The organism is Brachybacterium sp. (assembly GCF_036379615.1).
Taxonomy (GTDB): domain Bacteria; phylum Actinomycetota; class Actinomycetes; order Actinomycetales; family Dermabacteraceae; genus Brachybacterium.
In genome coordinates this window covers 120,982-134,229 of sequence record NZ_DASVGJ010000060.1, presented here as the reverse complement: position 1 = coordinate 134,229, position 13,248 = coordinate 120,982, and the positions used below count along the sequence as shown (strand labels likewise).

12 protein-coding genes and 1 pseudogene are annotated in these 13,248 nt (G+C 71.2%); 9 read left to right on the top strand and 4 right to left on the bottom strand.

Annotated elements, in window-relative coordinates; genetic code table 11:
• The first annotated feature begins 6 nt into the window (after window positions 1–6).
• The 3 genes from VF289_RS12030 (at window position 7) to VF289_RS12020 (ending at window position 2,868) form a co-directional block, all read left to right on the top strand.
• Window positions 7–669, top strand: a complete 663-nt coding sequence (locus VF289_RS12030) for a hypothetical protein (protein WP_330884127.1) — start codon at window positions 7–9, stop codon at window positions 667–669.
• Window positions 670–742: 73 nt separating this feature from the next.
• Window positions 743–2,161 carry an FAD-binding oxidoreductase gene (locus tag VF289_RS12025; protein WP_330884126.1) on the top strand — a complete coding sequence of 473 codons (1,419 nt, stop codon included), beginning with the start codon at window positions 743–745 and terminating at the stop codon, window positions 2,159–2,161.
• 56 nt (window positions 2,162–2,217) lie between these two features.
• Window positions 2,218–2,868, top strand: a complete 651-nt coding sequence (locus VF289_RS12020; protein WP_330884125.1) for a hypothetical protein — start codon at window positions 2,218–2,220, stop codon at window positions 2,866–2,868.
• 36 nt (window positions 2,869–2,904) lie between these two features.
• Here VF289_RS12020 and VF289_RS12015 read toward each other — a convergent pair whose 3' ends face one another.
• The gene (locus VF289_RS12015; protein ID WP_330884124.1) at window positions 2,905–3,876 is read right to left on the bottom strand and encodes an MsnO8 family LLM class oxidoreductase; all 972 of its coding nucleotides are present in this window, start codon (window positions 3,874–3,876) and stop codon (window positions 2,905–2,907) included.
• 106 nt (window positions 3,877–3,982) lie between these two features.
• Between VF289_RS12015 and VF289_RS12010 the strand changes: the two are divergent.
• The 6 genes and pseudogenes from VF289_RS12010 to VF289_RS11985 all read left to right on the top strand — a co-directional run bounded on the left by VF289_RS12010 (window position 3,983) and on the right by VF289_RS11985 (window position 10,100).
• Window positions 3,983–5,005 (top strand): annotated as a pseudogene (locus VF289_RS12010) (LLM class flavin-dependent oxidoreductase).
• Window positions 5,006–5,115: 110 nt separating this feature from the next.
• Window positions 5,116–5,982 (top strand): CPBP family intramembrane glutamic endopeptidase, encoded by an 867-nt coding sequence (locus VF289_RS12005; protein WP_330884123.1) that lies wholly within the window; start codon window positions 5,116–5,118, stop codon window positions 5,980–5,982.
• Window positions 5,983–6,064: 82 nt separating this feature from the next.
• The gene (locus VF289_RS12000; protein ID WP_330884122.1) at window positions 6,065–6,904 is read left to right on the top strand and encodes an S-adenosyl-l-methionine hydroxide adenosyltransferase family protein; all 840 of its coding nucleotides are present in this window, start codon (window positions 6,065–6,067) and stop codon (window positions 6,902–6,904) included.
• Between the two features lie 30 nt (window positions 6,905–6,934).
• Window positions 6,935–7,486, top strand: a complete 552-nt coding sequence (locus VF289_RS11995) for an ECF-type riboflavin transporter substrate-binding protein (protein ID WP_330884121.1) — start codon at window positions 6,935–6,937, stop codon at window positions 7,484–7,486.
• Window positions 7,487–7,488: 2 nt separating this feature from the next.
• Window positions 7,489–9,273: a DUF3744 domain-containing protein gene (locus tag VF289_RS11990; RefSeq protein ID WP_330884120.1), complete on the top strand. Its 1,785-nt coding sequence runs from the start codon at window positions 7,489–7,491 to the stop codon at window positions 9,271–9,273.
• Window positions 9,270–10,100 (top strand): energy-coupling factor transporter transmembrane component T, encoded by an 831-nt coding sequence (locus tag VF289_RS11985; RefSeq protein ID WP_330884119.1) that lies wholly within the window; start codon window positions 9,270–9,272, stop codon window positions 10,098–10,100. Before VF289_RS11990 ends, VF289_RS11985 begins: the two co-directional genes overlap by 4 nt.
• Window positions 10,101–10,210: 110 nt before the next feature.
• Here VF289_RS11985 and VF289_RS11980 read toward each other — a convergent pair whose 3' ends face one another.
• The 3 genes from VF289_RS11980 to VF289_RS11970 are packed head-to-tail and all read right to left on the bottom strand — an operon-like array spanning window position 10,211 to window position 13,179.
• Window positions 10,211–11,530, bottom strand: a complete 1,320-nt coding sequence (locus VF289_RS11980) for a TRAP transporter large permease (RefSeq protein ID WP_330884118.1) — start codon at window positions 11,528–11,530, stop codon at window positions 10,211–10,213.
• 3 nt (window positions 11,531–11,533) lie between these two features.
• On the bottom strand, window positions 11,534–12,109 hold the full coding sequence (locus VF289_RS11975; protein WP_330884117.1) for a TRAP transporter small permease: 576 nt from the start codon (window positions 12,107–12,109) through the stop codon (window positions 11,534–11,536).
• The gene (locus tag VF289_RS11970; protein WP_330884116.1) at window positions 12,106–13,179 is read right to left on the bottom strand and encodes a TRAP transporter substrate-binding protein; all 1,074 of its coding nucleotides are present in this window, start codon (window positions 13,177–13,179) and stop codon (window positions 12,106–12,108) included. The genes VF289_RS11975 and VF289_RS11970 overlap by 4 nt, the downstream gene beginning before the upstream one ends.
• Window positions 13,180–13,248 lie beyond the last annotated feature (69 nt).

Here is a 13,248-nt window from a genome sequence, read left to right as displayed (position 1 = left end):
ACCGCGGTGACCGTCCACAGGTCCGTGCACGATGGTCTGCACACTGCCTACGATGAGCAGATCGACCACGAACGCTCTGGGGGAACGATGGTTCACTGGCCGCACGACAGCGGGACGACGGCGAGGGACGACGGGCACACGATTCCCGGAGAGCTCGTCGGGACCGGGATGGTCGCCCCCGGGGGACGCAGCTACGACCCGCTGGCCGGGCCGGGCACGGCACCCCCGCACCGCCCCGCCGAGGTCCAGCTCCGCACCGCACCCCACGACCCGTGGCGTGCGGCCGCGCCGGCACCGCTGCCGCCCCCACCCCGGAAGAGCGTGGGGCTGGCCTTCCTGCTCACGTTCCTCTTCGGCCCTCTGGGCATGCTCTACTCGACCGTCACCGGAGCCCTGGTCATGCTGGGCATCACCGCCGTGGTCTCGGTGATAGCCGGCGTGTTCGTCGGGCTGATCTCGCTGGCGACCTTCGGCCTGGGCGCGCTCCTGGTGGTGCTGGCTCCGCTGGTGGGGCTCCCGATCTGGATCGCGAGCATGATCTGGTCCTGCCTGGCCGCCTCCGGCCACAACGACCGCGTGCAGCGGCAGTACGCGCAGCACGGCGCCGCGCACGCGCAGTACGGCGCGCAGCAGGCGAGCGCACAGGGATTCGGCCCCGCGGGGTTCTGAGGCTGCAGGGATCTGACATCGCGGGGACGGCTCGCCCCCGCGGAACGCGCACCACCTCTCCGAGGAGCACCCCATGACCGGCACCGACCCGTCCGACGGCGACCTCGAACCCCTTGCCGCCCGACTGCGCGAGGCGCTCGGCGAGGACGCGGTGGTGGTGGCGCCCGGGCCGCACTACCGAGGCGACCAGGCCGACCCCGGCGCCGCGGGAACGCGATTCGTGCTGGTGCTCCCCCACGACGTCGAGGGCGTGCAGGCCGCGATGCGGATCGCGCACGAGGCGGTCGTGCCGGTGGTGCCGCGCGGCGCCGGTTCCGGGCTCTCCGGCGGCGCGGTGGCGATCGACGGCGGGATCGTGCTGGGCCTGGAGCGGCTGAGCGCGATCCGCGAGATCGACGTGCTCGACGAGGTGGCCGTGGTCGAGGCCGGAGTGATCACCGCCGACATCTCCGCAGCCCTGTCCCCGCAGGGCTTCTTCTACGCCCCGGACCCGGCGAGCGCCGCGATCTCGACGATCGGGGGCACCATCGCCACCAACGCCGGCGGCCTGCACTGCGCGAAGTACGGCGTGACCCGGGAGTCGGTGCTCGGCCTCGAGGTCGTGCTGGCCGACGGGACACTGCTGCGCACCGGCCACCGCTCCCTCAAGGGCGTCACCGGGCTCGACCTCACCCAGCTGCTGATCGGCTCCGAGGGCACGCTCGCCGTGATCGTCGCCGCCACCGTGCGGATCCGGCCGCTGCCGGTCGCGCGCCGCACGGTGCTGGCCCGCTTCACCACCACCGCCCAGGCCACCGGCGGAGTGAACGCGATCTCGCGCTCCCCGGTGCGCCCGGCGGCGACCGAGCTGCTGGACGTCGGCGCGGTCACGGACATCGACGCCCACAACGGCTCCTCCCTCGGTGCGGACCCGGAGCTCGGCGTGCCGAGCTCCACCGGCGCAGTGCTGCTCATCGAGCTCGACGGGTACGGCATCGAGGAGCAGGCCGCGGATCTCACCCGCGCGCTCCGGGAGGTGGGGGCCGACGTGCGGGTCGTCGACGACGAGGCGGAGGCGGCGCACCTGTGGGAGCTGCGTCGCTCCAGCCGCGCCGCGGGCGGAGGTCGGGCCCGGCTCGGCGAGGACGTGGCGGTGCCGAAGTCCCGCCTGGCGGAGATGGTCGACCGGATCGAGGAGATCGGCCGACGCCACGGCGTGGCCACCTCGGCCGTCGCCCACGCGGGGGACGGCAACCTGCACCCCTCCCTCTCGCTGCCCGGCGTCCCCGAGGACCCCTCCGGCACGCTGCCGGCACAGATCCTCGCAGCCGCCGACGAGGTCGTGCGTGCGGCGCTCGACCTCGGCGGCACCATCAGCGGGGAGCACGGCATCGGGACCGCGAAGCAGCGATGGCTGGACCTCGAGCTCTCCCCCGTCTCGCGGGAGCTCCAACGCCGGGTGAAGGCGGCCTTCGACCCGCACGGGCTGATGAACCCGGGCCGCGCCCTGTAGGAGCAGGCCGCGGGGAGTCGGCGGGACTCCGTGCGCATCGCCTGTACTCCTTCGGCGTGACCCCTCTGGACTCGCCCTCTGACGCGGACCAGGTGGTGATGCTCCTCGCCGGCCCCGCCTTCAGCCTGGTCACGGGCATGGCCATGCAGCTGTGGACCCCGCTGCGCACGCGCGGTGACCTCCTGCATCTGGTGTGGCTGTGGTTCGCCTTCGTCTCGGTGCAGGAGGGGATCATGTACCTGTGCCTGACCCCGTTCGGCGCTGGGGACACGGGGATGGCGGCCCAGCTGCTCGGGCCCCCCTTCGCGCTCCAGTTCGTGGCCCTCGCGGCCGGCGTGGGCGGGATGTTCCTCAATGCGCGCGCCTTCGCCCCGCACATGGCGCGCCATGCCGGGGCGGAGGCACGACCTCGCAACGCCATGACGCTGTTCCCCTGGCTCTGCGGGATGATCATCTCGGTGCTGCTGAGCGTCCTGTATCTCGCGATCAGTCCGGCCGACATCCCGGCCACGGCCCAGATCGCGGTCCTGGCGGCGGGGAGGGCGCTCCTGGTGTTCGCGCCGATGTCCCACCTCTTCGCGCGCAGCGTCGCCGAGGTGCCCCATGAGCCGCTGCGCCTGCGTGCCGTGCCGGTCGGCGCTCTGGTGGTGCTCGCCCTCATGGTGCTGGGGAACATCCTGCTCAGCCTCGGGGTGGAGGTCGGCTGAGCGGACGGCGGCGCAGACCGTCGGCGTCACCGCAGCTCACCCCAGCAGCAGTCGTCCGAGCTCGCGATCCGAGGCGGCGAGCGCCCGGCGGTCGTAGGTCGCGCCGGTCGCGAGGATCTCCTCAGCACCGGTGCGTTCGAGCAGCTGCTCGATCCGGAGGCGCACCGTGGAGGCCGAGCCCGCCACGGTCGCGGCGAGGCCGCGCTCGAGCCGTCGGCCTTCCCGCTCGCTGATCTCCGCGGCGCGGATCCGCTCCACCGGCTCGAGCGGTCCGAACTCCCCCGTCGTGCGCGAGCGCACCATCGCCCAGACCTCCGGCAGCGCGAGCTCCCGGGCCTCGGCGTCGGTGTCCGCGACCAGGGCGTCCACGGAGACGATGACCTGCGGGGCGCTGCCCCGATGCGGGCGGAACGCTCGACGATAGGCGTCGAGCCGCTCCGGCAGCTCCGGGGAGTCCAGGAACTGGCCACCGAGCACCACCGGCAGGCCCAGCTCGGCGGCGGTGTCGATCCCGCTGCCGGTCGCGAGCACGAACAGCGGCACCTCACCGGCGTCGGCGGGCCGGGCGGTGAGCGGAGCCGAGTTCTCGAGGTAGCCGCGCACCTCCGCGATCTCACGGGCGAAGGACGCCGGATCCGCCTCGAGTCGGCCCAGAGCGGCCCGCACCGGTTCGGTGAAGCCCAGCGAGCGGCCCAGCCCCAGGTCGATGCGGTCCGGATGCAGCGCCGCCAGCATCCGGAACTGCTCGGCGACCACGAGCGGACGATGGTTGGGGAGCATGATGCCGCCGGAGCCGAGACGGATCCGGGCGGTGCGGACCCCGATCGCGGCGAGCAGCACCGCCGGGGAGCCGCTGGCGATGCCGGGCACCGTATGGTGCTCGGCCACCCAGAATCGCTCGTAGCCCAGGGCTTCGACCTCGACGGCCCGCTCCACGGAGTGGGTGAGAGCGGCGGTCTCCGCCTGCCCATGGCGCGTGCGGGAGCGGTCGAGCAGGGAGAGCCTCATGCTGTGATCAACGCGGGAGAGCCCGGAGACCTTCCCCGGGACGAGGACGACAAGGTCTCATCCTCGAGCCGTCCGCTGCGACCGGTCCCTGGATAGCCTGAGACGCATGAACGCTCCTCACGTGCCGCTGTCCCTGCTCGATCTCGTCCCCATCTCGGAGGGCATGACCACGCGGGAGGCCATCGCCGCGTCGATGGAGGGGGCCCGCGCCGCGGATCGCCTCGGCTATGAGCGGCTCTGGTACGCCGAGCACCACAACACGAACAGCCTCGCCTCGAGCGCGACGGCGCTGCTGATCGATCGCGCCGCCTCGCTCACCGAGCGGATCCGCGTCGGCTCCGGCGGCATCATGCTGCCCAACCACTCCCCGCTCTCCGTCATCGAGCAGTTCGGCACCCTGGTCCAGTTCCACGGCGACCGGATCGACCTGGGCCTGGGGCGCGCACCGGGCACCGACCAGCTCACCGCGCAGCTGCTGGCCCGCACCTCCGCGGAGCCGTCGGCGTTCATCGCCGCGGTCGAGCAGATGCGCGACTGGTCCCGCGAGGAGACCAGCGGCGGGATGCCGATCACGGCGGACGTCGCCCGCGGCACCGAGGTGCCGATGTGGATCCTCGGCTCGACCGCCAACGGGGCACGGCTGGCCGCCCAGCTGGGCATGCCGTTCTCCGTCGCCTCGCACTTCGCGCCCTTCCAGTACCTGCACGCCCTGCACACCTACCGGGACAACTTCGACGCCGGCGCCCCCTCGGCGCAGATCTCCGCACCCCGCACCATGGTCGGCGTGAACCTGGTGATCTCGGAGACCGACGAGGAGGCGCAGCGCCAGTTCACCACGCTCCAGCAGATGTTCCTGGGGGTCGTCACCGGTCAGCGACAGAAGATCCAGCCGCCGCGCCCGATCGAGGAGGTCGCCGACCCGCACCTGCTCTCCCAGGTCGATTAGACTCTGTCGATCAGGGCCGTCGGCTCCCCCGCCACCGTGGTGCGCCAGCTCGAGGAGATCGTCGCCGCCACCGAGGCCGACGAGCTCATCCTCACCGCCTACTACTTCGATCCCGCGGACCGGCTGCGCGGACTCGAGCTGCTGGCCGAGGCCTGGGGGCTGGACGGAGCGGCGGTGCGCTGACGATGAGGTCCTCGCCCGCGGTGCTCTGCGAGGACACCGCCGAGCTGGTGATCGCCGCGAACGACATGTGAGTGCGCACGACCGGCCGGCCGGGATGGCATGCTGTGCCCATGGCGACGCCGCCCCCTCCCGCCGCTGAACCGACCGCATCGACCCCGCCGCAGTCCTCCGCGCCGTCCGCTCCGCAGCCCACCCCGCGGATCGGTCTGCTGCCAGCCCTCGGTGTGTCCCTCTCTGCCTTCCTGCTGTTCGGGCTCCAGCTCGCCGGCTGGGGGCACGGCCTGCTCGCGCTCAGCCTGCTCGGCGCGTTCCTGGTCTCGCGGGAGCTGGGCAAGGACCTGTCCCTGATCGGCCTCGGCATCGCCGTCGTCTCGGTCACCTCGGTGAAGGCGGACGTGGACTGGGACCGGTTCTTCACCATCGGCACCGTGCTGATCCTCGCCGTCACCCTGCCGCTGCTGGTGGACCGCCTGCTCCTGCGACGCCGGGCGATCCGCTTCCCGTGGCTCTCCGGGCAGCCGTGGAACCGCTGGCAGTGGGGATATCTCATCGCCGTCCCGGTGCTGGGCTGGCTGCTGCTGCCCTACTACTTCATCACCTCGGGCGCCTACGAGAACTGGCCCCACATCACCGACGCCGGGGCGCTGGGTCGCTTCTTCGTGGGCGTGAACTTCGTGGGCACGTGGGACGAGCTGTTCTTCATCTGCACCTGCTTCGCGCTGCTGCGCCGCCACTTCGGGCTCTGGACGGCCAACCTCCTGCAGGCGACCATCTTCGTGTCCTTCCTGTGGGAGCTCGGCTACCAGGAATGGGGGCCCCTGCTCACCGCTCCGTTCGCACTGCTGCAGGGCTGGCTCTTCACCCGCACCGGGTCCCTGCTGTACGTGCTGATCGTGCACCTGCTGTTCGACGTGGTGGTCTTCCTCGCGATCGTCCACGCGCACAACCCCGGGCTGATCCCGATCTTCCTGGTCTGAGCACAGGGCTCGCCGAGCTCGGCGGCGTCTCATGGCGTCTCACAGCTGTGCAGGCCGTGGCCGGAGAACCCATACTTCCCCCATGAGCTCCCTCGTCCTGCAGTCAGATTTCGGCCTCGACGACGGCGCCGTCAGCGCCATGTACGGCGTGGCCGTCGGCGTCGACCCCACCCTGCGGATCCACGACGTCACCCACAACATCCCGCCCTATGACATCTGGGAGGGCTCCTACCGGCTCGCCCAGGTGCTCACCTACTGGCCCGAGGGCACCGTGTTCGTCTCCGTGGTCGACCCCGGGGTGGGCTCGGACCGGCTGTCGGTCGTGGCCCGCACCGCGACCGGGCACTACGTGGTCACCCCCGACAACGGCACCCTCACCCACCTCGAGGACATCTTCGGCATCACCGAGCTGCGGGAGATCGACGAGACCCGCAACCGCCGCCCCGGCTCCGAGGAGTCCTACACCTTCCACGGCCGGGACATCTACGCCTTCACCGGCGCTCGTCTGGCCTCCGCAGCGACCTCTTTCGAGGACGTCGGCCGCACCGTGGACCTCGGTGAGCTGGTGCGCCTGCCGATCACCGCACCGACACTGCGCGACGGCTCGATCCGCGGGATCATCGACACCCTCGACGTGCGCTACGGCTCCCTGTGGACCTCCATCCCTCGCGAGCTGTTCCGCGAGCTCGCCGTCGCCCCGGGTGACCGGGTGAGGGTGCGGGTCCATCACCACGACACGGTCGTGCACGCCGCGCAGGTGACCTATGCCCACAGCTTCGCCTCCGTCGAGATCGGCGAGTCGCTGCTGTACGTGAACTCGCTGGACAGGATGGCGATCGCGATCAATCGTGGTCACTACGCTCGCGCCTTCTCCCTCGGCACCGGCGCGTCCTGGCACGTGACCCTCGACCCCGTGCGCTGACCCTCCCCCACCTCTCGACAAGGACCCGTCATGACCCGCACCTCTCCCGTGACCCAGGTGGTCGCCATCGGCATCGGCGCCGCGCTCTTCTTCGTGCTCGGACGCTTCGTCGCGATCCCGACCCCGATCCCGAACACCTCGATCAGCATCCAGTACGCGATCCTCGCCGTGTTCGCCGTGCTCTACGGACCGCTGGTCGGTGCGCTGGCCGGGTTCATCGGCCATCTGCTCATCGACGCCACCGGCTACGGGATCTGGCTCAGCTGGGAGCTGGCCTCCGGGGTCTTCGGGCTGCTCGTCGGGGTGCTCCTGCTGCGCAATGCTCTGGCAGACGGAGAGTTCGGCCGGGGATCGGCGCTGCGGTTCTCGGGGGCCGTGGTCCTCGCGAACCTGGTGGCCTGGCTGGTGATCGCCCCGCTGGGCGACGTGCTGATCTACTCGGAGCCGGCGAACAAGGTGTGGACCCAGGGCGCCCTCGCCTTCGTGTCGAACTCGGTGACCGCCGTGGTGCTGGGCCTGCTGATCCTCTCCCTCTACGCCCGCACCCGCACCAGGACCGGGTCGCTGAGCCACGACCAGTGACGATGCCGGATGCTCGCGGCCCTGCCGGGGAACCGCTGATCGAGCTGTCCGCGTACTCGTTCCAGTACCGGGCGCAGTCCGCCCCGACCCTGCACGACATCGACCTGGTGGTGCGGCGCGGGGAGAAGGTCGCCGTCGTCGGCGCCTCCGGCTCCGGGAAGTCCACGCTGCTGCGCGCCCTGAACGGACTGATCCCGCACCATCACCGCGGCACCGCCACGGGCACCGTGCGCGTGCAGGGGAAGGACCCCGCTCGCATCCCGCTGGTGGAGACCTCGGGCGTGGTCGGCACGGTGCTGCAGGACAGCAGCAGCCAGTTCGTGGGCCTCTCGGTGGTCGAGGACATCGCCTTCAGCCTCGAGAACCGGCAGGTCCCCCGGGAGGAGATGCCCGCCCGGATCGAGAGCGCCGCACGACTCGCCGGCATCGAGGACCGTCTGGAGTCCTCCCCGCACGATCTCTCGGGCGGGCAGAAGCAGCGCGTCGCGATCGCGGGCGTGCTGGTCGACGAGGTCGAGGTGCTGCTGCTGGACGAGCCGCTGGCGAACCTCGACCCGGCAACCGGTCGCGCCGCCGTCGAGCTCGTGGACGCACTGCACCGGGACCACGGCACCACTGTGCTGATCGTCGAGCACCGCCTCGAGGACGTCCTGCACCGGGACGTGGACCGCATCGTGCTCATGGACCGCGGACGCATCATCGCCGACGCCTCCCCGGACGAGGTCATCGCCTCCGGCCTGCTCGAGCAGCACGGCATCCGCCCGCCGCTGCACGTCGCGGCCCTGCGCCACGCCGGGGTCCCGGCCCATGCCGGCCAGCGCCCCTCCCGCAGCAGCGACATCCACCTCACCCCGCAGCAGATCGCCGCCGTCCGTGCCTGGGTCCTGGACGCGGCGGTCGACGACGCGCCCGAGGCGGCGGGGACGGATGCTGCAGAAGCGGGCCCGGACGCTGCGGAGGCGGCGCTCGAGCTCCGCGGCGTCCGCAGCGAGATCTCCGTCGGCCCCGGACGCAGCACCCTCGCCCTGTCCCGTGTCGACGCCCGCATCGCGCGAGGCGAGATGATCGGGGTGCTCGGCTCCAACGGCGCCGGGAAGTCGACCCTCGCCCGTGTGATCTGCGGGTTCGAGAGGACGACCGACGGTCAGGTGCTGATCGGAGGGGCCGATGCCGCCTCCTGGAGCCTCGCCGAGCGCGGCCGTCGGGTGGGCTTCGTGCTGCAGGAGCCCGGGCAGTCGATCTCCCAGCCCCGGGTGGCCGACGAGATCGCGCTCGGGATGCGCACCCGCGGTCTCGACGCGGAGGAGATCGCACGGCGCACGACCGCCGTGCTCGAGGTCTGCGGGCTGCGTCCGTTCCGCACCTGGCCGCTCTCGGCGCTCAGCCACGGCCAGAAGAAGCGCGTCAGCATCGCCGCGATCCTCGCCCTGGAGCCGGAGGTGCTGCTCCTGGACGAGCCCACGGCCGGGCAGGACCACGCCCACTACACCGAGTTCATGGAGTTCCTGCGCCGGGTCAACGACGCCGGCACCACCGTCGTGCTGATCACCCACGACATGCACCTCGCCCTCGAATACACCGATCGGGTGCTGGTCCTCTCCGGCGGGGACCTGCTGGCCGACGACGATCCGGCCGTGGTGCTCACCGATCCGGAGCTCACCCGACGCGCCGACCTGGTGACGACGGGACTCTACGACCTCGCCAGGCGCTGCGGCATCACGGAACCCCACCGGCTCGTCCGCCGCTTCGTCGCGGTGGACCGGGCCGCGCGCGAGGTGGCGCCATGACCGCTCCCGTCCTCGGCTACATCGACCGCCCGGGCCCCCTGCACTCCCTCGCCGGCGTCTCCAAGCTGATGCTCGCCCTCGGGGTGGTGCTCGGCGCGATGATCGGCTTCGACGTGCGCTACCTCGCCGCGGTGTCGCTGGGCTCGCTCGTGCTGTGGGGGTTCTCGCGGGTGCGCCCGCGGGATCTTGCCGTGGTGCTGTGGCTGATCCTGGTGTTCATGGTGCTGAACAACATCGGGATCTTCCTGTTCGCCCCCGGCTACGGCACGGAGCTGTTCGGCACCCGGCACCTGCTGCTCGATGGCCCCTGGCAGTGGGATGTGACCGCCGAGCAGCTGTTCTACCAGCTCGCGGTCACCCTGAAGTACGTCGCAGTGCTGCCGGCGGTGCTCCTCTTCGTGGCCACCACCCGCCCCCCGGAGTTCGCCTCCTCCCTGGCGCGGATCGGCGTGCCCTATCGGATCGCGTACGCCGTGTCGCTCGCGCTGCGGTACATCCCCGACCTGCAGCGGGAGTTCCGCACGATCTCCCAGGCGCAGCAGGCGCGCGGCCTCGACACCAGCCGCGGCGTCGGTCTCTCCACCCGGGTGCGGAACCTCGCCTCGGTGCTGATGCCGCTGCTGCTGGGAACCTTCGACCGCATCGAGTCGGTCTCGGCCGCGATGGAGCTGCGTGGCTTCGGGCGTGGGAGGCGGCGCACCTGGCTGGTCAGCACGTCGCTGCGGGCCCGGGACCTGGTGCTGATCGCGGTCGCCGTGGTGCTGGTGGTGATCCCGCTCATGCTGCTGGTGGTCAACGGCGGGCGGTTCTGGAACCCCTTCGTCTGAGCATCGTGCAGGCCCCGGGCACGACGATCCCCGCATCCCTCTGCGCCGCAGAGGGATGCGGGGATCGGTGGTCGCGCGGAACGGCCGCGCCGTGAGACCGCGCCGGCGGGTCAGCCCGCCTCGCCGGTCATGCCCAGCAGATCGGGCAGGAACATCGAGATCTGCGGGATGAACACCACCAGCACCAGGCCGATGAACAGGGCGAGGAAGAACGGCAGCATCGCCTTGATGACGGGCTCGACCTGCACCCCGCCCACCTTCGCGCTGATGAACAGGATGTTCCCCACGGGCGGGGTGATCGTGCCCAGCGACAGGTTGAAGGTGATCATCATGCCGAAGTGGATCGGATCCACCCCGAGCTCGAGGGCGATCGGCAGGAAGATCGGCGTGAAGATGAGGATCGCCGGGGTGGGGTCCATGAAGGCGCCCACGGCCAGCAGGATCAGCATCATCAGCAGCAGGATGACCGTCGTGGAGTCCGCGAGCCCCAGCAGCGCCGTGGAGATCGACTGCGGGATCATCGCGTAGGACAGCACCCAGCTCAGCGCCGAGGAGACGGCCACCAGCAGCATCACGACCGCGGTCGTGCGGGCGGCGCCCGCGACCACCGAGGGCAGGTTCTTCAGCGTGAGCTGCCGGTAGACGAGCCCCAGCACGAAGGAGTACGCGACGGCGATCACCGCGGACTCGGTCGCGGTGAAGAAGCCGGCCAGCAGGCCGCCGACCACGACCACGATCATGAAGATCGCGGGCACCGCCTTGAGCAGGGTCCGCAGCGCGAGGCCCAGCGGGATGCGCTCGCCGCGCGTCAACATGTCGGGCCGGCGCCGGGCGATGAGCGCGACGACGATCAGGCAGGCGAGCACCCAGACGATGCCGGGACCGTAGCCCGCCATGAACAGCGTCGCCACCGAGGTCGAGGAAACCAGTGAGTACACGATCAGGGTGTTCGACGGCGGGATCATCATGCCCGCCGGCGCGGAGGCGGCGTTGACGGCGGCGGAGAACGCCGGGTCGTAGCCCTCCTTGCGCATGCGGGGGCCGAGGGTGGAGCCCATCGCCGCGGCCGAGGCCACGGCCGCCCCGGAGACGGAGCTGAACAGGGCGTTGCCCACGACGTTCGTCTGGGCGAGGGAGCCGGGCATCCGGCCCACGAGCACCTTGGCGGCGTCGATGAGGCGCTCGGCGATGCCGCCGGTGTTCATCAGCGAACCGGCGAGCACGAAGAACGGGATCGCCAGCAGCGTGAAGGAGCTCGCCCCCGTGAACATGCGCTGGGAGGCGACGAACACCGCCTGCTCGGTGCCTACCACCGCGGCGAGCGCCACGATCGAGGGCAGGCCGATCGCGACGGCGATCGGGGCGCCGATGCCGATGAGCACGACGACGCCGGAGATGAGGATGATGCCTGCGAGAGTTGCGGGGTCCACGGCTCAGGCTCCCTTCTGCGTGGTCGGGCCGGTCGGGGAGGTGCCGTCGGTCGTGTCCGCACCGGCGGCCTCGAGCGCCGCCTCGGCCTGGGCGTCGTCGCCGCCGAGCATGTCCTCGCCGCGCGCGGCGCGCACGAGGTCCTCGAGCGCGAACAGGGCGATGAGCACGCCCGCTACCGGCAGGGCCAGGTACATCTGCCCGACCGTGACCGGCAGGCCCGGGATCGCCTGGTCGAAGGAGATCGACATGCCTCGGATCCCTCCCCAGACCAGGCCCAGGAGGGCGAAGGCGAGGATCGCGACCTCGACGAGCATCGCCGTGCCGCGCTGCGCGGGCCGCGGCAGCAGGCGGGCGAGGAAGTCCACCGCCACATGGCCCCGCTCTCCGAACACCATCGCGACCGCGAAGAGCACCAGCCAGATGAACAGGTACTGGGAGACGGTGGTGGTCCAGGCGCTCGGGGCCTGCAGCACTTGGCGGGTGAACACCTGCCACATCACCACCAGCACGAGCACCACGAACAGCGCGATGCTGATCCAGGTCAGGCCCTGGACGATCCTTCTGCGCGGCGCGCTCATCGCTGAACCCCCATGTCCTCAGCGAGCGCGCGCACGCGCTCGTACAGGTCCTCGTCCTCAGGGCTGCCCAGGAAGGAGCGCCCCACCTCCTCGATCGCCGGGGTGAACGCCTCAGGATCGGGTTCGGTGATCTCGACCCCCGCATCGAGCATCGCCTGCGTGCTGGACTCGGTCTCCTGCGCCCACAGGCGCACGAACTCCTCCTGCGCGGCGGTGAAGCACTGAGAGAAGGCCTCCTGGTCCGCGCCGTCCATCTCCCCGATCCGGTCCACGTTCGCCATCACGTAGTCGAGCCCCACCAGGTGGTTGGTGAGGGTGAAGTGCGGAGCGATCTCGTAGTGGCGCTGGGTCACGTAGCTGACCTCGTTGTTCTCGGCGCCGTTGAGCACCCCGGCCTGCAGCGCGGTGTACACCTCGCCGTAGGCCATCGGGGTGGGTGACGCGCCGAGCGCGCGGGTCAGCGCCATGAACACGTCGGACTCCTGGACGCGGACCTTCAGCCCGGCGAGGTCCTCGGGGCTCTCGATCGGGCCGCGGTCGGTGTAGACGTGGCGGGACCCCTGGGTGAATCCGCCGAGCACGCGCAGGCGCCGCTCGTCCTCGAGGGAGGAGAACAGCTCCCCCACGATCGACTCGTCCTGCAGCACGGCGGTCTGGTGCTCGATGTCCACGAAGGCGCCGGGCAGGTTCAGCGGGCGGAACGCCATCGAGAGGTTCTCGACCTGCGGAGCGGAGATGATCGCCATGTCGACGCTGCCGTCGGAGACGAGCTGGACGACCTCCTGCTGGGCGCCGAGCGCCTCATTGGCGTAGATGCGGGCGCCCCAGCGGCCGCCCGTCGCCTCGGCGAGCTGCTCGCCGAAGTAGGTCAGCGCGAGATAGCTGGGGTGGGTCTCGGTCTGGTTCAGGGAGACCGTCAGGATGTTCTCGACGTCGGTGGCCGCGCCGGCGTCCGACGGTGCACAGCCCGCCATCGCGAGCGCTCCGGCGCCGAGCAGCGGGATCCCCGTCAGCAGCGTGCGCCGTCCGAGTCGTGGGCCTGGTGGTCTCGGGGTCGTCCTCGACCTCATTCGCTCCTCCTCCTCAAGGCGTCGAGGAGTCGGCACGCGGCCTCCTCGACGGGTTTCACCAGCCATGAT